Origin of the sequence: Halorubrum sp. CGM4_25_10-8A (genome assembly GCF_005435025.1) — an archaeon.
Classification (GTDB): domain Archaea; phylum Halobacteriota; class Halobacteria; order Halobacteriales; family Haloferacaceae; genus Halorubrum; species Halorubrum ezzemoulense.
The window spans coordinates 1-20308 of record NZ_SGTX01000018.1 but is presented as its reverse complement, the minus strand read 5'-3'; the positions used below and the strand labels follow the sequence as shown (position 1 = coordinate 20308).

At 57.3% G+C, this 20308-nt stretch carries 18 protein-coding genes; 12 read left to right on the top strand and 6 right to left on the bottom strand.

The annotated features are described in order from the left end of the window. Nucleotides 1–34: 34 nt before the first annotated feature. Entirely contained in the window at nt 35–316 is a 282-nt protein-coding gene (locus tag EXE52_RS15125) for a helix-turn-helix transcriptional regulator (protein WP_137703852.1), read from the bottom strand. A 202-nt stretch (nt 317–518) separates the two neighbouring features. Next, the gene (locus tag EXE52_RS19190) at nt 519–602 is read right to left on the bottom strand and encodes a hypothetical protein (protein ID WP_303645068.1); all 84 of its coding nucleotides are present in this window, start codon (nt 600–602) and stop codon (nt 519–521) included. Between the two features lie 518 nt (nt 603–1120). Here EXE52_RS19190 and EXE52_RS15115 point away from each other — a divergent pair. Both EXE52_RS15115 and EXE52_RS15110 read left to right on the top strand, forming a co-directional pair. Beyond that, nucleotides 1121–3184 (top strand): ATP-binding protein, encoded by a 2064-nt coding sequence (locus tag EXE52_RS15115; RefSeq protein WP_137703851.1) that lies wholly within the window; start codon nt 1121–1123, stop codon nt 3182–3184. Nucleotides 3185–3502: 318 nt separating this feature from the next. Beyond that, nucleotides 3503–3958, top strand: a complete 456-nt coding sequence (locus EXE52_RS15110) for a hypothetical protein (RefSeq protein ID WP_199237915.1) — start codon at nt 3503–3505, stop codon at nt 3956–3958. Nucleotides 3959–4700: 742 nt separating this feature from the next. On the opposite strand, the gene EXE52_RS15105 is transcribed toward EXE52_RS15110, so the two are convergent. Next, complete coding sequence (locus tag EXE52_RS15105; protein WP_137703850.1) at nt 4701–6314, bottom strand: sensor histidine kinase; 1614 nt, start codon at nt 6312–6314, stop codon at nt 4701–4703. A gap of 350 nt (nt 6315–6664) precedes the next feature. After that, nucleotides 6665–6955, bottom strand: coding sequence for a hypothetical protein (locus tag EXE52_RS15100; RefSeq protein WP_049933168.1), 291 nt, complete (start codon nt 6953–6955; stop codon nt 6665–6667). A gap of 65 nt (nt 6956–7020) precedes the next feature. Between EXE52_RS15100 and EXE52_RS15095 the strand changes: the two genes are divergently transcribed. From EXE52_RS15095 to EXE52_RS15060, 8 genes are all read left to right on the top strand, one after another. Beyond that, a complete protein-coding gene (locus EXE52_RS15095) occupies nt 7021–8106 on the top strand; it encodes a glycerophosphodiester phosphodiesterase (RefSeq protein ID WP_137703849.1) in 1086 nt (361 codons plus the stop codon). A 529-nt stretch (nt 8107–8635) separates the two neighbouring features. Then, nucleotides 8636–9850: an ABC transporter substrate-binding protein gene (locus EXE52_RS15090; protein WP_199237914.1), complete on the top strand. Its 1215-nt coding sequence runs from the start codon at nt 8636–8638 to the stop codon at nt 9848–9850. 1 nt (nt 9851) lies between these two features. Next, nucleotides 9852–10739 carry a carbohydrate ABC transporter permease gene (locus EXE52_RS15085; RefSeq protein ID WP_049933170.1) on the top strand — a complete coding sequence of 296 codons (888 nt, stop codon included), beginning with the start codon at nt 9852–9854 and terminating at the stop codon, nt 10737–10739. Next, on the top strand, nt 10739–11626 hold the full coding sequence (locus tag EXE52_RS15080) for a carbohydrate ABC transporter permease (protein WP_049933172.1): 888 nt from the start codon (nt 10739–10741) through the stop codon (nt 11624–11626). Before EXE52_RS15085 ends, EXE52_RS15080 begins: the two co-directional genes overlap by 1 nt. After that, nucleotides 11623–12774, top strand: coding sequence for an ABC transporter ATP-binding protein (locus tag EXE52_RS15075; RefSeq protein ID WP_137703847.1), 1152 nt, complete (start codon nt 11623–11625; stop codon nt 12772–12774). Before EXE52_RS15080 ends, EXE52_RS15075 begins: the two co-directional genes overlap by 4 nt. Continuing rightward, nucleotides 12771–13442, top strand: coding sequence for an HAD family hydrolase (locus tag EXE52_RS15070; RefSeq protein ID WP_049933176.1), 672 nt, complete (start codon nt 12771–12773; stop codon nt 13440–13442). The genes EXE52_RS15075 and EXE52_RS15070 overlap by 4 nt, the downstream gene beginning before the upstream one ends. Before the next feature lie 25 nt (nt 13443–13467). Then, nucleotides 13468–14244 carry a sugar phosphate isomerase/epimerase gene (locus tag EXE52_RS15065; protein WP_137703846.1) on the top strand — a complete coding sequence of 259 codons (777 nt, stop codon included), beginning with the start codon at nt 13468–13470 and terminating at the stop codon, nt 14242–14244. A 214-nt stretch (nt 14245–14458) separates the two neighbouring features. Beyond that, nucleotides 14459–15283: an IS5 family transposase gene (locus tag EXE52_RS15060; protein WP_089309009.1), complete on the top strand. Its 825-nt coding sequence runs from the start codon at nt 14459–14461 to the stop codon at nt 15281–15283. A gap of 643 nt (nt 15284–15926) precedes the next feature. On the opposite strand, the gene EXE52_RS19185 is transcribed toward EXE52_RS15060, so the two are convergent. Then, complete coding sequence (locus EXE52_RS19185; protein WP_137703859.1) at nt 15927–16277, bottom strand: PAS domain-containing protein; 351 nt, start codon at nt 16275–16277, stop codon at nt 15927–15929. A 1634-nt stretch (nt 16278–17911) separates the two neighbouring features. Next, nucleotides 17912–18394 (bottom strand): hypothetical protein, encoded by a 483-nt coding sequence (locus EXE52_RS15045; protein WP_199237913.1) that lies wholly within the window; start codon nt 18392–18394, stop codon nt 17912–17914. 556 nt (nt 18395–18950) lie between these two features. On the opposite strand from EXE52_RS15045, the gene EXE52_RS15040 reads away from it, so the two are divergent. Then, a complete protein-coding gene (locus EXE52_RS15040; protein WP_049933527.1) occupies nt 18951–19268 on the top strand; it encodes a DUF6516 family protein in 318 nt (105 codons plus the stop codon). Between the two features lie 27 nt (nt 19269–19295). Continuing rightward, nucleotides 19296–19712 carry a transcriptional regulator gene (locus EXE52_RS15035; RefSeq protein ID WP_049933529.1) on the top strand — a complete coding sequence of 139 codons (417 nt, stop codon included), beginning with the start codon at nt 19296–19298 and terminating at the stop codon, nt 19710–19712. Nucleotides 19713–20308: the final 596 nt, after the last annotated feature.

Sequence of the window (20308 nt, the reverse complement as noted above, 5' to 3'; positions counted from 1 at the left end):
TAGAGTCAAACAGTCCTCGAACGCAGCGGTTCGATTACCCGTTGTGGTCAATATATCCGGCTTCCCATTCAGTCCGAGCTTCGATCTCTCTCGTGCCCCGGCGAGTAGTGCTGTACTCGTTGGTCCGTCGGTCCCGCTGGCTTTTTTCGATGAGTCCCTTCTCAACGAGCGTGTCGAGGTTGGGATAGAGCCGCCCATGATGGATTTCCTTTTCGTAGTAGTCCTCGAGCTCGTCTTTGATCGCAAGTCCGTGGGGGCCATCACGTCCGGCAACGACGTACAGCAGATCGCGCTGAAAGCCAGTGAGATCGTACATATCGCAATTTTCGCATTCGAGTTTTGAAGTACTACTGATTTGGTGACTGCGTGTCATAGAATACGTTTCAAACCCTCTAGGCAGTGATTTTGACTGCTTCATCTCACGCTTGAGTCGGAGGAGCACCGTATTTTCGTCTCCATAGTCGGGCTATCGTGAGGCGGATGCTACAGCAGAGACTGGATCCCGGTGGAGAGTGTTTTCAGGTCTGCTGTCGCGAGCTTTCGGTTGCGATAAGGCGAAGTCGGGGGCAACCGATATTTATTGGGACTTTTTCAGTCTCGATGCGGCCAGCATCTTCGAGTGCTGATTTGGCCCGTTAGAAGGTCGCTTTCGAAGCGATATCCGTATCCTCTCCCCATTTGAGATGTCGTGGAGGAGGACCTTGTTACGGGCTGCGAGGATGGGCATGATCTCGACGATACTTGGTATTCGTTGCTGTTGGAAATCTCTTCAGCGTGTGTGAGGACTTCGTTCAGTTCGTCAGCGGCGTCGTCGCTAATCTCTTCTCGGAGCGTCTCTTTACTACTGTGAGGAGAGGTGTCCGAAGGTGATGCTGCTCGACAGCCTCGAATCTGGGGTCGGACTCGCCGTAGACTGATGAGACCAGTTCGGGATCCGAACTCGAGATACTGTGCTTCCCAGAAGGGCTCCGAGAAGACATTTCAATAATTTACTAGATATCAGTCCGATATCAGATAAGATAATTCGGCCGTAGCTTATTATATATACACCATCAAACAAACATATATTGATGGGTGTCCCAATATCAGAAAGTCACAAGCGTAGGGTATTCACCGCGTGATGGCTGGAGTGTTGACGACACCAGCGGGTATCGCATATATTAGTCTATTTTTTATTAGTGGCATCATCTGTTTTGCGGCTATTCCGCGTGCGAGGATGATCTCCGACGCCGACATCCGTCGTGGCTTGGTCGGAATGCTCGTAGCGACGGGAATCTGGGGAATATTCAAAACGGGATACTTTCTTGTGCCGGATCCACTCAAGGAGCCCACGTATATTATTGGACTCGTGTTCGGATTCGGGACCGTTTGGGCGTGGTTGTACTTCGCATCCGCTTATAGCGGCCGGCAACTACATCAGAACTCAAGTATACGTCTCCTCAGTACCGGCGTGTTTCTCACCGTAGGAACCGTGAAGGTTACCAATCCGTTACACGGCCTCTATTTTACAATCAGTGAAGCTACCACGCCTTTTCGCTATTTGGCGATCAACCACGGTATAGTCCACTGGATAGCAACTGGGTTCTCGTATGTGCTCGCAGCCGTCGGCCTGTTCATGGTATTCGAAGTATATGTGAAGTCGGAGTATGACTCACGGCTGCTGGCTGGCATGACCGGCCTCCTCGGCTTACCTGTTATCTTTGATCTCATCGCTATTACGACACCGACGTTGATTGAGTTCATTTACGCGCCGGTTGGGGTAGCAGGGTTCGCGGTCGGAGCAGTGTTCCTGTTCGGCGATCGGCTCCTAGCAGTCGGCGCGGCCTCCCAAGCCGGCAACTTGACCGTGATCGTCGACGACGATGGTCGGATCAAAGACTACTCAGCCGCGATGGTAGACTCGTTTCCGGATCTTGGTGGATCAGTCGGCGAGAGCCTCGAAGATGTGTTTCCGGAACTCCGTGCGGCCCAGAACGGGACAAAAAACGTCGTCACGCAGAATAACGGCACTCAGCCGAGCCACTACCTCGTGTCGTCACAATCAATGGGTGTCGGGGGACCAGAGACAGATGTTTTGACTCTCAATGACATTTCAGAACGCGAGCGGCAGCGTCAGCAACTGCTAAAGCGAGAACGCGAACTCGACCAACGCAACGAGCTCTACCGGGCCATTCTGGCTGCGAGCTTCTCGTTCGTGTTCCGAATCGACATCGAGATGCGATTCAATTACGTGTCCGAGTCGGCCGAATCATTCGTGGGATACGAGCCTGAGGAGTTGACTGGCGAGCACATATCAGTACTTGCCGCAGATGACGAGAGCCTCACAACAGCAGTGGAGCGTCTCGACGAGGTCACAAATGGCCAGACGGCTCAGATACGCGACCACCCTATCGTGACACAGTCGGGTCGCACCACTTACATCGACATGCGGCTCGTTCCAATTTACGACCCTTCTGTGAGCCGCGACAAGCGGACGGCCGACGACGTCACAGAAGTCCAAGTGATGGTTCAAGACGCGAGCCAGCGACGAAAGCGCGAGGGCCTGATCAGCGTATTAAATCGCGTGTTACGACATAATGTTCGGAACGAACTGACGGTGATTAATGGCCGTGCCGAACTGCTCGCAAACGAGCTTGACGGAGGTGCTAAATCGAGCGCTGAGACGATCGTTCAGGCTGGTGAACGCCTGTTGGACATTGCTGAGTCAGCGCGACAGATCGAAGAGAACCGGGAGGTCTCGCCGGAACTTCAAGCAGTCGATATTATTCCGACCGTCAGCGATACGATCGAAAGACTCGAACAGCGGCACCCGGAAGTGAGAGTGACAACCGAGCTACCAGACACTGCGGTCGCCGAAACTTTACCACGGATCGGGACGGCCATGTGGGAGTTGCTCGAAAACGTTGCGGAGCACACCGGCTCGGACCCGGTCGTCAAGATAACTGTAATCAAGCGTAATGACTCAGTTGTGCTGACCATCGCGGACGAGGGGCCTGGAATCCCGAAAGAAGAAGAAGAAGTTCTGGTTAAAGGAAAAGAGCAACCATTAGTCCATGGCCAAGGACTCGGTCTCTATCTCGCGTATTGGATCGTCGTCACGGTAGGGGCGGACATCGAAGTGTCCGGATCTGAATCAGGGACAACCATCCAGATCCACCTCCCAACCCCTACGGACTCCTCATAAAATATTCTCGACTGTTTAGCTTTATTAAATCATATTATCAATTCCGAGAAATATACTGCGGCTTTAGCTGTAGGATGATCCGGTGTGTCACCTCGCAAAGCCTACTATGCGACTTGACGACTATCCCAAACGAGACGGGAAGCGGGTCTGGCTCAGCCAGAGCGACGAGAACGACGAGGTCGCAGCGTTCATCGACGAGGCGAAGTCCCCAGAGCAGGAGATCGCGTTTCGGCTCGGCGTTCAGGCCGGACTCCGTCGCGAGGAGATCGCCAGCGTCACTGGCAACGACTTCACGTACGCCCCGACGGCTCCCTCCGCGTGTGGAACGACTACCCGAAGCGCGGGCAGTACCGCGAGACGCCGATTCCAAACGAACTCGCCAGTTCCGTCCGGACGCTCTCATACGAACGCGACCCCGATGAGCCGATCGTCGACGTCGAGCCGAACTCAATCTATCGCTGGGTGAAGCGCGCCGGCGAACGCCGGTACGCGGCGACTGGCGACGAGGGGTGGACTCTCCTCGACGTTCACGATCTCCGTCGGACCTGGGGTGTTCATCTGCTGTGGAACTGTGGTGCTCTTCCTGCCGTCGTGATGAGTTGGGGCGGCTGGGAAGACTGGGAGACGTTCAGAAGCCACTATCTCGGAATGATGAGCCCGGCAGCTGCGGAACGCGAGCGCGAGAAGATCTCGTTCGTCCCGGGGACCGTCGAGTCCGACCCGGGTGCGGATCAGGTTTTCGAGCCGACAGTTCAGTCGCGTTCTTTGTACTGATTTATACGCCTAATGGTGGGCCAATTCGGCTCTGCTGAAATATTCAGCGAGTGATATATTTTGACCCAGTCGCGGTCAGTACAGGCAATTCACGGGTCGCACAGCAGAGGATATCAATGGAGTGATTTGTTCTCCAAGACCAGTAGATATATTTTTGAATGTTAAAAGTTGAGAGTATGGATTTCGAAAGAACAGCAGATCTCGTTATGACTGTTCTTCCGCTCCCTGTTGCGCTCTGGATGGGACTTACTGGGAACCTAGTCAGCGTGCTTGGGCTTCTCTCGTTCAGTACGATTGCCCTCTTACGCCGTCGCTCCACAAGAGTCCGACAGTGGACGAATCAGCATCAGTGGTTGTTTTTGACAATTCTAACACCGATCGCAGTGGCCACGACGTTAGACGCGATGCGTTGAAGCGATCAGTACGCAGCTCTCATCGACCATTTGTTTCATATAATATTATATCTGAAGAATATGATTTCAACAGAGCCGCCAATTTGTAAATGGCTCTTGCCCAACCTGGCGAAATAACTATTCGATATGTGATATAGGCTGCTACTGACTGCTGAATATAGTGCGTGAAGTCAGCACCCACCTAGCGTCAACCTCACACTGAGATGTCCGCGTCGGTCGACTATCAACTGTACATATTTTCGGGCAAGTTTGTCTGAGGATGGGGCCAAGCTTGTTACAAGAGACCCCGGGGTGCGCTGATTGGGCCAACTGCTCTCTATGCGTGCCTGTTAAATAGTAGTCTCTGACTCACCAGTTGAAGATGCGTCAAAGACCGTAATTGTGACGGTGGTGCCGTTTGATGTGTCGAAAGAGACGGTACCGTCAAGAGTGCGGACGGCCCAGGTAAGTTGCCACAATCCCAGACCCGTGCCGTGTTGTAGTGCTGTCTCAGTGCTGGTTTCGAGCGCAGATAGTTCCGACTCGGGAATCCCCGGGCCATCATCGGTGACCTGGATTTCGCATCCGTCAGGCGTCTGCCGGAGAGACGTTGTCACGTTCGTAGCGTGTGTGACCGCATTGTCGACGGCGCTTTCTATAGCCGCTTCGAGGGCGGCACCGTCTGTCGAGATCATCAACGAGTCGGGTGCTTCGACAGCGACCAAGGAGTCGTAGGCGGCCACAGTGCCGCGGAGCAGCTCGGCGACATCGACGGCGACGTTTTCGTGCGTCTCTGAGAGAAGTCGGTCAATCGTCCGCGCGCGGTTACTCATGTGTGTGATGCGATCGGTCGCCTCAGTTGCGGCGTCCGCGTGGTCGTTATCGATGGCCTCGAGATGAGCGTTGACGACATCGATTTGATTACGTAGGTTGTGCCGCAGAACCCTGTTAAGCACCGCGAGTCGTTCTTTGCGAAGTTCTCGTTCGGTCACTTCTCGGAGGCTGATCACGGTACCCAACTGCTGGTCATGCTGGTCGAGTACCGTCGACACCTGCGGGTCAAACTTCGCTGACGTACCCTCAACATTGAGTTCGAGCGTCTCGGTTGCTCGCAGCCCGTCCACACTCGTTCCGACGGTATCTTCGACGGTAACGGTGCCGGTAGACGGGTCGGAGTCCCCCGACGCAGTGCGCGCACTCTCGTTTGCTCGCACCACGCGGTGCTCGTCATCCGCTATTAGCACCAAGTCGTCTGTCTCGTCTACGACATCCCGTTCGCCGACGACGCCGACGGCAGGGGATTTTTTGAACGCGTCGAACCGAAACACCGCGAGTCCAAGCCCACCCACCGCGCCGAGAGAGCCAAGCACATAGGCGGCCCCTCCCGCTGCTTGACCGAGTTGAGCAATATACGGAATATTGCTCCAGAACAGCCACATCGCCGCTGGTGCCACAGCAAAGGCAATTCCTTGCCATGCTGTTAGGTGGTCATACCGACGTGTCGCTCGCACCACCAGCACGATCCCGGCTACAGCCAGCGTCACTGCGTAATAACGGGTAGTAATTCCAAGGAGTCCGAGAACCTGCGTTGGCACTAGTGATACTCCGGTTAGTAGACCCTGTAGAGTAAGCACCAAAAGCGGAAACGCAATCAGCGCACCCGTCTTGAGCGAAAGCGAGACGAACCGTCCCGTGTACCGAAGTGCAAACATAGCCCACAAAGCGGCGGGGAGGATCCAGACAACTGCCAGCCACCGCCCGACCGCACCCCCAAAGTCGGTCACTGAGATAAGATCGGTGAGGATGCCGACACTGATGAGTCCGAGACCGACCCCGATCAGCGCAGTGTATCCTGTGAACCACGCAGCCCCTGGTTCGTTGTAACGGTGAGCGACCGTCGCACTGATAGCCGAGATACCCACTGCGTTCCCGATAGATATTGCTGCGGCGATTCCAACGATCATGAGGCATCATACATTCTCGCCTGCTAATAATGTGAAGCGTTCCGGTACAGGATATACAAATTATATTGACCGATTGACTGGGCCGCTGTCCTGACGAGAGCCAGCGCGAGACTTGCGCCCTGTATTCATCACGGAATATTCTATCAATTTGCGAATAGTAGTGTTTCACTGAGTTCGGGAAGAGGCTTGTAGATTTGATTTTACTGTTCAGAAAACCCCGTTTCCTGAACGGTTAGGCTTGGGGACACCTGTTTACTTCTCGTTGAGTTTCAAGATAATTCCCAAATTTGAGTGGTAGTGTGATGTGGTGTGTTTCAGTATTCTACTTCCACTCGCGTCGAATGTATGCTTCACGGGCCCGCAGCCGGACCGGTGGAGACCGTCGTGCTCGTGACCGCGGTCGCGGGCGCGCTCGGACCCTCCTGGACATCGGCTTCGCCCCGACGTCGACCGCCGCACCGATCCTCGTGGTTTCCAGCCTCACCGTCGGCATGCGCCTCGGCGAACGCGTGAGCGAACGACTCCAGCGCGAGGTCGTTCACGCCCTCTTCGCGATCGTCGGGAGCCGGCTGATCCTCGGTGGTGCGAGAGTCGCCTAGCCGGTACCGCTGGTCGCCGACGAGCCCTATCGACACGTACACAATGATATAGACGCCTCATGATACGACATACCAGCCGCTATATCCGATTCGCGAGACATCCCCATATGGCTCGCCATCTTCCAGAACTGTTCGCAGTCGAGACGCGACAACCGACGCACCGCCGTCGGGTGCTCAAGAGCACCGTTGGTATCACAACAGCGGGTGCGCTCGGGGCCGTGTACACCGACGGTGGGGTGGAACCCGAGGGCACTAACGAGACGAGTGACGCAACAGCCACGCAACGTCGGGACAGCGGGGCCGGTCCGGCAGACGCCACTCCACCCGGTGAACTCACGCTCATCGCGCACCGTGGCTTCGCGGGAGAGAACCCAGAAAACACCGTCACCGCTGCTCAAGCGGCGGCAAGCGAGAGCAGATCGACGGATGACGAGGGAACGACGACCCGCCAAGCCGATGTTATCGAGATCGACGTCGTTCCGACAGCCGACGACGACGTGGTCGTGTTTCACGACAACAACTTAGCAGGACGCAACGGCGGTGAGCGCGGACTCACGGACGAGACGGGCGTCGTCTGGGAAACCGAGACGATGACCGTCACTGGTGCGGAGGTACTCCGGAGCGGCGACACGGTACCGCGCCTGTCAACGCTCCTCGAAGCCGTCCCTCCCGAGGTCGGAGTCAACGTAGAATTGAAAAACCCCGGCCGGTACGACCTGCGGTTCGACGAGAAACTCTCTCCGGACGCGCTTGCTGACCGCAGAGTTGCTTGGCAGCCATTCGTAGACCGAGTTGTCGACATACTCGACGCTCACGACAACGAGTTTCTTTGTTCGTCATTCTGTGAGGGTGCGCTGGCCGCGACGCGCGACACGTCATCGTATCCGGTCGCTCCTATCGTCTACGAGTCGGTTGGCGACGGACTCGCTATCGCTCGGGCACACGACGCCGCAGCGATCCACGCTCCGATGAAGGTAATATTCGGAACTCCGTTCCACGATCCGGCGGTCACCGCCGGCGTGGACCTCGTCGCCGAGGCGCACGCGGACGGACGTGAGGTGAACGTGTGGACAGTCGATACGTGGTATCAGGCCAGTCGGCTTGCCGCCGCCGGCGTCGACGGCATCGCCGCCGACTACTCCGGTCTGCTCCCCGCTTCCGGTGAGACGTCTGCCGGAGACACGCAGTCCTGAGCACGACGCGAGCGGCCGGTCGACGGAGACCAGGTGTGAGCGCGCCGACGCGGCCCCACTTCTGTTAGCGGCGTCCTTCGATCGACTCTTGTTCGTCCGCCGTCGATTCTCGTCGATTAAGTCTTCGTGGCCACGACGAGTTAGTGTGCGGCGGTGTCGATGAGGTCGTCTCAGCGACATTTCTCAAAATACCCCAGAACTCTCTGGATCGGTATGTACAGGTACGTATTGAGGCCGAAGTAATTGTAGCAGTGCTTACCATTCACTACTAATCATTTCAAATATTATAAAATCTTAATATGAAACTAATATACCTCGATGTGTGGTCAATTCGAACGGCTCACACAGTGGTCGGCGTAGATTTCTTCAAACAACCGGTGCGGCCACAGTCGGCCTTGCTTCCGCTGGATGTCTAGGAGCAACATCAGGGGGTTCAGACGGCGCTGATGGCTCGGACGGCTCGTCCAGTTCCACGAATAGTGCGAGCTCCGAAAGCAGCGGTGAGACGACTATCACTTGGTGGCACGCGATGGGGGGAAACCTCGGCGACACGGTCGACGCGCTCGCGGCCGATTTCAATGAGCAGTCCTCCGGTGTGACGGTCGAAACAAGCTACAAGGGAAGCTATGACGAGACGCTGAACGCGGTCACCTCAGCGATCGGCGCAGGCGAAGCGCCGGAGCTGGCACAGATCGTCGACCTCGGGAGTCGCCTCGCGATCGACAGCGGTGCGTTCGTCCCGATGGAGGAGGCGCTTCCGAGCGACCGGATCGACTGGTCAGACTTTCAGGACCCAGTCATCGACTACTACTCGTTCGACGACACTGTGTATTCGATGCCGTTCAACTCCTCGAACCCGATCTTCTACTACAACAAGGACATGTTCGAGGAGGCCGGGCTCAATCCCGAATCGCCGCCATCGACGTTAGCCGAGATCCGTGAGGTGAGCGAGACGATCGTCGATCAGGGGATCGCGGAGCAGGGAATCACCTTCGCTAACGTCTCATGGTTCCCTGAGCAGTGGTTCGCGGAAGCGAACGTCCCGCTTGTGAACGAAGAGAACGGTCGTGCGGGGGACCCGACTGAAATCAACCTGGATACCGACACGGCTGACCGGGTGTTTGGCTGGTGGGCCGACATGCATGCCGACGGCCTGTACAACCATGCCGGCGTCGGCAACTGGGGCGCGGCACAACAGGCGTTCCTCAACGGACAGACGGCGATGTGGATCTCGTCCACGGCCGGCGTTGCTTCGGCGACGGCGGGAGCCGAAGAGAACGGATTCGAACTCGGGACGGGGTACTACCCGACGGTCGGCGACACACGCACCGGCGTCGTAATCGGGGGCGCATCGCTGTGGATGACCCGCGGTCTGTCCGAAGAAAAACGGCAGGGACTCACCGACTTCCTCCTCTGGCTGGCCGAGCCAGAGCAGCAGGCGTTCTGGCACCAGAACACCGGCTACTTCCCGATCAGTGACAGCGCCGTCGAGTACCTCGAAGAAGACGGCTGGTTCGACGAGAACCCCAACTTCCAGACCGCGTTCGACCAGCTTCAGGAGACGGAACAGACCGTCGCGACACAGGGCTGGCAAGCCGGACCCGCCTCGGAAGTCCGAACGATAATTCAGGACGGCTACGTCAGCATGATCAACTCTGACGTCACCGTCGAGTCGAAACTCGAGGAGATGAAGACGGAGGCCGACGACGTTCTCCAGAGCTACATCCAGAGCAAAGGCAACTGAAATGGGCGTACACGAGAACACGTACGATAGTTCGCTGGGGGCGTACCTCCTGCTACTACCGACACTGGCGGCGATCATCGCGTTCCTGTACTACCCGTCGCTACAGACGCTCCGGTTCAGCTTCTTCCAGACGTTTCTGTTCGGTCAGAACACCCGGTTCGTCGGACTGACGAACTTCACCGACCTGTTGGGGTCGCAGGTGTACCTCACGAGCGTCGGACTAACAATGGCGTTCGCGGTGATCGTCGTTATCGGATCGCTCGCTGTCGGCCTCCTGGTCGCGTTCCTGTTGTACGAGGTCAGCGACGGAAAGGCCGCGTACCTGATCGCCGCGATTTGGCCGTACGCACTACCGACAGCCGTCGCAGGAACGGTCCTGCTGTTCCTCGCGCACCCGAGCGTTGGTATCTACACGCACTACCTTGAGGCATGGTTCGGCATCGAACTCGACTGGTTCACCGTCGGGTGGCAGGGGTTCGCCGTCGTCACGGTGGCGGCGATCTGGAAACAGGTCGGGTACAACGTGATATTCATGCTCGCCGCATTGAACAACGTGCCTGAGTCGCTCAACGAGGCGTGTCGGCTCGACGGAATCGAAACGTGGCGTCGACTGGTGCGCGTGTACCTTCCGCTCATGTCGCCCACGTTGGTGTTCTTGGTCGTGATCAACACGATCTACGCGTTTTTCGGCAGCTTCGCCCTGATCGACCTAATGACGCAGGGGGGACCGACGAACGCCACCAACCTGATGATATATCAGTTGTACCGTGACGCCTTCCAGTTCAACAACCTCGGTCTCGCATCCGCGCAGTCCGTGATCCTGTTCGTGCTCGTGGCGGGACTCACGTTCGTCCAACTGCGCGTCTCAGACCGCTACGCACACTACTAATGTCACTCGACACTAACGACATCGCGACTGACGTTCGAGAGCGCGGACCGCTGTCGGCGATAGCCGACACACAGGTACTCCCGGCGCAGTGGCGCGTCCATCTCGGCCTCATCACTTCCGTCTTAGTGATGGCCTCGCCGCTCCTGCTCGCGTTCGTAATGAGTACCCAGACCGTTCCCGAAGTGTACGATATCACCGACATCAGTGTTGGCACCGACGGGCTGGCAAACTACGCCGAGGTGTTCACCAGGTACGGAATGGCATCGTACATGTTCAACTCCTTAGTGATGTCTATCGTTGTCACCGTCGCGAAGATCGCCGTGAGCCTCCTCGCCGCGGTCGCGCTCGTTTTCTACGACTTCCGGTTCAAGAACGCGATCTTCTTTCTGATCCTGTTCACGCTGATGTTCCCCGTCCCGGTACGAATCGTCCCCCTATACGAGATGATGGCCGCACTGGGGTGGACGAACACGCTGTTGGCGCTTACCGGCCCGTACGTCGCGAGCGCGACCGCTGTGTTCCTCCTCCGCCAGCACTTCATGTCGATCCCCGATTCGCTCGTCGAGTCGGCCAAAGTCGACGGCGTCGGTCCGCTCCGCTTCCTCTGGAAAGTGCTGATCCCGATGTCTCGGGGGATGATAAGCGGTCTCAGCGTGATCACATTCATCTACGCGTGGAACCAGTACCTGTGGCCGCTGATCGTCGTCTCTGATCAGAGCAAACAGGTCGTACAGGTCGGCATGAAATACCTCCAGTCGGTTGGCAACGCCGGCCAGACTGACTGGGGGCTCATCATGGCGGGCGCCGTGTTGACGCTGTTGCCGCCGCTGCTGGCGCTCATCGTCTTCCGAGGCCCGCTGCTGGAAACCTTCGGACTATCAGAATGACCGGAATCACAACGACAGACCTGGTGAAGCGCTTCGAAGATGTCACCGCCGTTGGCGGTGTCGACCTCAACGTCAAAGACGGCGAGTTCCTCGTCTTGGTCGGTCCGTCGGGGTGCGGGAAGTCGACTACGCTCCGACTGCTCGCGGGCCTCGAGTCTCCGACGAAAGGTTCCATCGAGATCGCCGACGAGGTCGCGACGACCGTATCGCCCGCCGCGCGCGACGTCGCAATGGTGTTCCAGAACTACGCGCTGTACCCGCATATGACCGCTCGAGAGAACATGACGTTCGGTCTCGGAACGGCCACCGATTTCACCGACGACGAGGTGGCAGAGCGGGTCGCAGACGCGGCCGAGATCCTCGACATCGAAGACCTCCTTGACAGGACTCCGTCAGCGCTTTCCGGGGGCGAACAACAGCGCGTGGCCATCGGGCGGGCGCTCGTTCGCGATCCGGAGGTGTTCCTAATGGACGAGCCGCTCAGCAACCTCGACGCGAAACTCCGCGTCCAGATGCGTGCTGAACTCGCCGAACTCCACGAGCAGCTTCGCACGACGACGCTGTACGTCACACACGACCAGGTCGAAGCGATGACACTCGGCGATCGGGTCGCGGTCATGTACGACGGCGAGATTCAGCAGGTCGCACCGCCACAGCGGCTGTACGATGCGCCGGCGACTCGGTTTGTCGCCGAGTTCATCGGTAGTCCGGGTATGAACACCGTCGAGGGAGTGCTCGAACGGCGTGGAGATTCCGTCCACGTGACGTGGGGCGAGAACAGCGTTCCGTTGCCGAGTCCGGTCTCCGACTCTGTGACATCTCACGCGGGAGACCGTGTGGTTCTGGGGGTCCGGCCCGAGGACCTGTCACAAGAGATGAACGGCCCGCTCAGCATGGATGTCACCGTCACCGAACCGCTCGGTGATTCGCTGTTGACCCGGGGCACAGTCGGTGACACCGAGATGGAAGTGAGCCTTCCGCCGCGGTCGGCGGTCGAAGTCGGTGACGTGCTGTCGTTGACCGCCGATCCCGAACGGCTCCACTTGTTTGACCCCGAGGCCGGGGGCGCGTTCTATCACTCCGCCGAGAACGTCGCCTCGGAGTCGACCGACCAGCCCGCGCACGAGGCCCAGTGGAACACGACATGAGTCGGGTCGAAACGCAGTACAACGCGATCGTCTTCGACAACGACGGCGTCCTCACCTATCCGACGGACGAGTCGGTCCTGACGGAAGCGTCGCAGCGGGCGTTCGCGGCGTTCGATGTCGACCCGACACCGAGCGACGTCCGGTCGCTCGTCGACGATCTCTCGGTGGAAACGGTGCGCAGGCTTGCCAAGCGGTACGAAGTTGACGCTGACGCGTTCTGGCGTCGTCACGAGACGGAACGCACAGCCCGCCAGTTGGCGGCGATCCGAGACGGTGAGAAGCCGCTCTACGACGATGTCGAGACGCTCGCCGATCTCGCGGTCCCGACGGCGATCGTGAGCAACAACCAGCACGCGACAATCGAACACATCGTCGCGGAGTTCGGTCTGGAGGCGATGTTCGAAGCGTACTACGGTCGAGAGCCGTCGCTTCGCGGACTGGAACGTCGCAAGCCGGACCCGTCGTATCTTGAGGCGGCGCTCGACGAGTTGGGCGTCGAATCGGCGTTGTACGTCGGTGACAGCCGTGTCGACGTGGCGGCGGCTCGCGCGGCTGGCGTCGACGCCGCGTTCGTGAACCGACCGCATCGCCGCGGGTATCGTCTCGATATCCGGCCGACGTATCGCCTCGATAGCCTCGCCGAGCTCGCGAGCCTTCCCACGAAGTAATTCACGGTCCGCTACCCAAATCAATATGAATCCGCGAATCGGTTTCGTCACCGCAGTCGCATCGGAACTGGAACCGCAGTTGCGCTTCGCCGGGAACAGCGAGTTCGACTACGTCGAGATACTCATGGACGGGCCTCACAGCCGCGAGCGTCTCACGTCGAATCGCGGGACGATTCGGCAGATACTGGACGATCACGGCCTCGGCCTACTCGTTCACCTTCCGTTCCCGACAGACATCGGATCGCCTTACGAGTCCGTCCGCAGCGGTGCCGTCGAAACGCAGTCGGCCTGTATCGATGCCGCGGCCGAACTGGGGGCAGAAAAGGCCGTTCTCCACCCAGAGTCCTCCGCATGGTCAGTCGCGTGGGACGACGCGGAGCTCCGCGAGTACATCAACGAATCAGTCAGCAAACTGAACGCGTACGGTAACTCACGTCACGTCGAAATCTGTGCCGAGAACATATTCGGAAGCCCGTACACTATCGAACACATCGACGGATTGCTCGCCGCGACGGACACCTCGCTGACGCTCGATACGGGCCACGCTCGGGTAACCGGTCACGACCCGACGGAGACAGCCGCGTTCGTCGCTGACCACGCCGACCGCATCTCGCACGTTCACCTGAACGACACCCGTCGGCCGGCGGACGAACACCTCCCGTTCGGTGCCGGGAACCTCGACTTCGGGCCTATCTTCGAGGCGTTCCCCACCGACTGGCACGGGACGCTCTCGCTGGAAGTCGGGACGCAGTCACTCGACTACCTCCGTGAGTCGCGCTCTCAGTTGGAGCGGTATCTCTAGACATCATTGAGAATATCTCATCGGTTGAAGTTTTTAATAGAGCCTGAATCCTACACGCACACGCGGTTCAGGGTTGAGGCCTCGCGTTAAGTTTGACGTGGATTGTGGTAGACGGCGAAGGCTTCGAGCCAGTTTTGAGTGCTGTGTTGAATAGCGATCTAATCAGCTGTTATCACGGAGCAGAAGGACGAAGCCGAGGAAATCGATTCTGTCCATGGAAGTCGATCTCCTCGACTTCGTTGAGCAGTGTCGTCGCCTAGTCAAACAAGCGTTGGGAAAGCACGCGGGCGAGCCCGCCAGCGGCGGGTTCGCCCGCTGGAAACACGTTGTGCTACACTGCCTTCGGCTCGAAGACGGCCACAGCTACCGAGAAACGCCGAATCGGCTGAAATACATGGCCGAGATTTGTGACGCACTCGGCTTAGATCCAGACGATCTCCCAGACTACAGCACGATCTACAAATCGTTTGATCGGCTGAAAATGTGGGTATGGCGGGCGCTGCTGCGCGTTTCCGCGCAGCAGCACCCGCAGTCTGGCCACGCTGCGCTCGACAGCACGTTCTTCGACCGCCGACGTGCGTCATCGTACTTTCGTCAGCGGGCAGGACGGACGATACAGACGCTAAAAGTGACGACATTGACTGATGTGGAATCGCTTGCTGTGCTTGATGTTCACATCGCAGCTCGGTGGAAGCATGATACGAAGACTGGACCGCAGGTCGTCCGCCGAAACGCGGACGACCTGCAGTCCGTCGCCGCCGACAACGGCTTCCAAGACTGGCATACCGAGTACGAAATCGCCGCATATGACGTTGAGTACCTTGTTCATTACCGCGGCTCCTCAGCGAAAGCAGCCGCGAACAACGCGCTCAACCGAGCAAATGGCTACTCTCAGCGGTGGATGGCTGAAACATCCTACTCGACAACGAAGCGCTCGCTCGGCGATGCCGTGCGAGCGCTGGGCTGGTATCGGCAGTTCCGTGAAATCGTCTTGATGTTCGCCATCACCAACATAGAACCACTGTGTGAGCCGCTGTAACCGTGACTCAGCATCTATTCAACACAGCAGTTTTGAGCGGTCTCTAACGCGCATTGCTGAAACTATTCGCAAACGATGATGTTCGTCGTTCTATCCCAGCCATATCAATCAACTTCTGACTGTGCTCCGAGACTGTTTCAGCGGTGTTCACAACATCGGGGCCAGTTGTCTGTTGTTCAATCAGCTCTGTACTCCACTTCACAACGCTCATCGTATTCTTTATGTTATAGAGGCTAGAAGGTGAATACACACGCCTTCAGGCGGGTGATGAAGCCGACATAGTGGGAAGCAATCCACTAGCCGAACGTCTGTACCGAGTTTCACAGACAGAGATTTAACTGACAGGCCGCTCTATGGAGAGCTAAGAATCGGTCGGAACGGAGCGGATTCCGAACCGTCCTTCGGAGGCGGCCTGTCCGGCCGCGTAACGAGGCAGTATCTGAAAGGCCAGTCGGTGAACGCCATATCCTCGAAGGGTGTGTCTGTGCCGACGGCTCAAAGCAAACCAGACGATACCCCCAAGTCCGTTGACGCTTGCCGGCGTCCCCGTGGCAAAAACAACACTGGGACGCCGTACACGGTTGAGGATAGGGGTAACGGCCAGTTGGCATGGCCAGCAGTCCACCAGTCCGACACTGTGGGACTACCCGTGCCCGAAAGGGCTGGTAGTCCACTGACTGGACTGTAAACCTGAAACTCCCACCGCTCGGGATTCCTCCGCGTTTACGCGGAGGAGGATGTCAAGACGGAGCACCCGGTCAGGAACCTGAAGTTGCTGCTCACGTTGTCTAACCTCGGTAAGATCATGAACCGACCCCACTACACCGGTAACCGCTCCATCGTCGTCCCACAACGGCGAAAGAACAGCCCGAACGAAGCGCTGTCGTTCACCCGTAGCGGCCTCAGTTTCGAGTTCCAAAACAACTGATTCTCTATCCAGCGCTTGTTTTATTGCGGGTTCAATCTTCTCAGCAGTACTTTTTTCTGCTCTGATGGGATGACAGCCTGCTAAGTCCCCAGGGTGCGTAAATAGGTACTGGGGTGGTCAAAGGCCGATGATTCAACAGCGTCTCAGAACGCGTGGCTCTGATTGGCCTACGTGCCAAGGAAGCACCATCATGGGAGGCCGCCCGGATGCTAGCGGCATCCGGGCGGCGAGCCCGAATAGGTGTTGCTCCATTTACGCACATACCACCCATCAGCGCAGCAGCTCGTATCGATCTTCCAGATGCTCGACCGCATGGAGGAATCTGATCCACAAGAGGTGAGTTACTGAGGGCCGCCGAGCCGGCGGCCCTCATCGGCCGGTCGCAGCGGCCGTCAGCTACAGCTATAGCATTCACGTTTTGACCGCCTGCCGGACGATTCCTGAGCTATCACCGTGACTGCTTGCGATTTCTCTCCATGGACACGATCGGGTCGATCTTGACGAAAAATATAGTATTGCAGACGTGGTTTGTTGCGCTAGCAGGCTTTCATGGGTGTTGAATAGCGGTGTTGACCGAGGAGGTCAAAATTTGAGTCGGTTTGTTAACGGTTGACGCTAGTGGTCTCAAGATCGGCATCGTCTCACCATGGCTCAGAGGTCGCTATTCAACAGAGCAGTATTCAGCAATTCTATAACTTACCTTCCCGCATGGGACATCCGATCTGACCAGTCGAGTCCCACTATTTCGTGGGACGGCGTCACACAAATACAGCTTTATGTTTTGAGTAGTATTTGGAATAGTGCCTTTGTTGACTCCTGTATGGTGTTCACTGGACAGGTGTATTCCATTCCAGATGACTCGGGTTGTCGTAATTACATCCAGCGGATAACGGGGGTGACACAGGTCAATGTAGCGGCGTGAGCTCCTCGGCTCTGTCGGGGCAATTAGTACAGTTGGTCTGGCTGGGTGTAGCTCCGTAATCGGCTCGGGTGACCCAGCGGAACGGGCACACACTGTGAGCGTGTATTTAGGTGATCGTGAACTCACTCGTGAGGTCACCGTCACGGTCACCAGTGAAGGCGGGTCTACGCTGTTCAAAAGCGAATACACTCTCTCAAATAGTAATGAAGCTGATGAGGACGCTACATTCCCCGCATCGGATGAGCCCGATACCGTCGTCGTGACAGTTGATGGGACTCGGTTTGAACGTGACTGGCCAGGGTTTGAACACCCGGATCTCCCGTGTGATGACCCAAACCACGCAGGGATCGAAATTTGGATCGAGGAAAGCGATGGCGGATCGCCGGCGATCCGATTAGAAGTGAACTGTCAGTCCGTAACGATGGACGGACAACCTGCCTGAGAGTCCCCGCCCGCGTCAGTCGTGATGTTTCGAATGAAGCCGCCTTGGCGAGTTCCCGGCATAGAGCGTGTAATCAGCACAAGAATTCGTTATTATTCCAAATGGGGCCCTGACTCATTCGAGAGAACGTGTCTACATCATGGGTGAGTAGCTTGGGACATTACTGATGAATCAGCCGGTTCAATTAACCGTATGACAAGTTTTTATAAGACAAAGATATATTATTATTTATCTGAACCTCTAGCATCACCATCTAATAGGGAGATCCAGGCTTGTTGAAATCCTCAGAAAGTGACATATCTGAGCTGGGTTCTATCCGTACAGGCTGTTCAGTAATCAAGCCGACCGCATGCGCATCGCTATCCATCTGACGACGGACCCCACAACGTAGCCGGTTGTTCCGACGATGACCGCAAGCGCCAGCCCAAAATTAACACTTGTTTCGAGTCCTCCAAGTAATTCGGCGCGGGCAGATCCGTATGCAAACCCCAGCATTCTCGGCGAGGTGTACCGGCCTGCCCCCATCCACTCACCAGAGAGATAACCGACGAGTGGTGGAAAGGCGTACCCCCAGAGGCTAATCAGCCAGAGTGTGCCGACGGTTGGGACTAAGCCCGCACCGAAGATCCCCGCAATGACGGCAGTTCCCGGAACGATCACAAGCCAGCCCCAGAAATCATAGAGGCGAACACCCACACCGAGGAGGAACGCGACAGACGCGAGACCCAAGAGACCGACAACAGAACCGATAACAGCCCAACAAGGAAGACGGTCACCGAAGAGGTGCCTCCGGACCCGACCACCGTCGAGATGTTCCATACCTGTTGTTTTCCTACCGTATTGTTAGTTGTTGGCCGAGTAAGCACTCTTCAGTGACCAGCTGTTTCAGACGGTAATATGTCTAAAAAAGAGATTTCAGCATCTTCAGGTCCAATTTCACCTCGATAACGGGGTCTTCATTTCGAAGGCGGTGTACGTCGAGCTACCCATGCTAGTTTGAGTTTCCGAGTTTGTTAATGAAGTCGGAAGCTCAAATGGCTAAGCGGCGCAATTAGCGCTACGAGCTACTTAAATAGATGAGCGAACCGGCGGATTCGGAAACTCAAAGCGAGCAACCCGTGTCTGGCTTACGCCCGAGCAGGTGGTTTCACACAGTCGAAATAGCATTACTGTGTCTTAGCAACGATTGATACTGTGGCATCCCCTCTGGGAAGATTGGGTTTCGGGAGCGGTGTGGGGTCGCCGCCCCCTACCCAGTAATGAGATGGCCCGTAGCGTCGATCGGACCGTGGTGGCGAACCTCGAGCGGTTTGTGTTCAGTGTTGGACTTCTGCCCAACGCTTATAGCGTTGGCCGGTGTCCCAACAGATGAGAGATGGCCCGGAAACCGCTGTTCCAGTACACCCACATCGAGGCCGGTCTCGTCGAGAACGTCGTGCTTCGGCCGACCGACGACACCGAGACGTACCCCTCGGGCTGGAAGTACACGCTCCATCTGGGCACTCTCGACGACCTCACGCTCGTCCGATACGACAACTCCCACGAGGACACGAAGGGCCACGAACACCACACCGCAGCCGGTGACCTCGACGACGTCGAGTTCCCCGGAATGGAGGACCGGCTTGTCGAGTTCTGGGCGAGCGCGGACGAGTACTGGGACGCCGTCGGCGGCGATCCGCCCCGGCCGCACTGATCGAACACCACCCGACACACCCCGACCATGACCACACTCCACATCACCGTCGATGACCGAGAACAGCTCCGTCAGGACGCGCTCCAGTTCGTCCAAGACGTCGAGGCCGACAATCTCGACGATCAGGATGGAACAGCAACGCTCCAGTTCGGCACCTACGACGACTTCGTCGACAGTCTCACGCCGCTGCGCCTCGAGCTCATTCGGGCGATCGCGGAAGAGGTGCCCGAGAGCATGCGCGAGGCAGCGCGTCTCGTCGAGCGTGACGTGTCCGACGTCCACTCGGACCTGAAGCAGCTGGAAGTACTGGGGATCCTCACGCTCGAAGAGGGCGGGCCCAGCGGTGCGATTCAACCCGTCGTTCCGTTCGACCGCATCGAGGTCCACATCGACTACCCGCTCATCGATAGCGGAGATGCCGATGGTACACCCGCGAGCGCGTAGTCACCACCCACCGCTCTCGGAGTGTTGTAAGGTTCTCTCAGAGTAGGCTGTACTGAGCGATCCGGCCTACTCGAATTGGGAGATGATTCCGTGTGAGATACGCGCTCTGTATTCAGCACGGCGTCAGCGAACTATCAGCGACCACGGATTTCAATAAAGCCGTCTCTGGGTGTGTTAGAATCCGGTATTTGTCTACCGATACGCCCCGATTCAATCCCAAATCGACGCCTTGCCACCCCGGTCCTACATGCTTTCTTGCCCTGTTGAACGCAAGACTGCGTCGGGGTAGGGTCAATAACTCACGGTTTCACAGCGTCAAAGAGCGGTTCTTGCGCTCAGAAGATGCAGTAACTGCCGCTGGCGGTGGTCGTCAAAGGGTCAAAACTATGGTACCTTGCTCCCTTGATCAGGTGACGATGGCGATGCCTCTCCCGGATACGTCCGGAGAAAGGGAGCAGGCGGCGAGCCTTAATGAGTATGAAAACTTTTGTTAGTTAAGCTTGATAGAAGAGTAATGGAGCGCTCACGTCGAAAAGAGATTGAGCATCACTTGACTGAGGAAGAAATCGATGAACTGCTACGTGAGGCCGAAGACG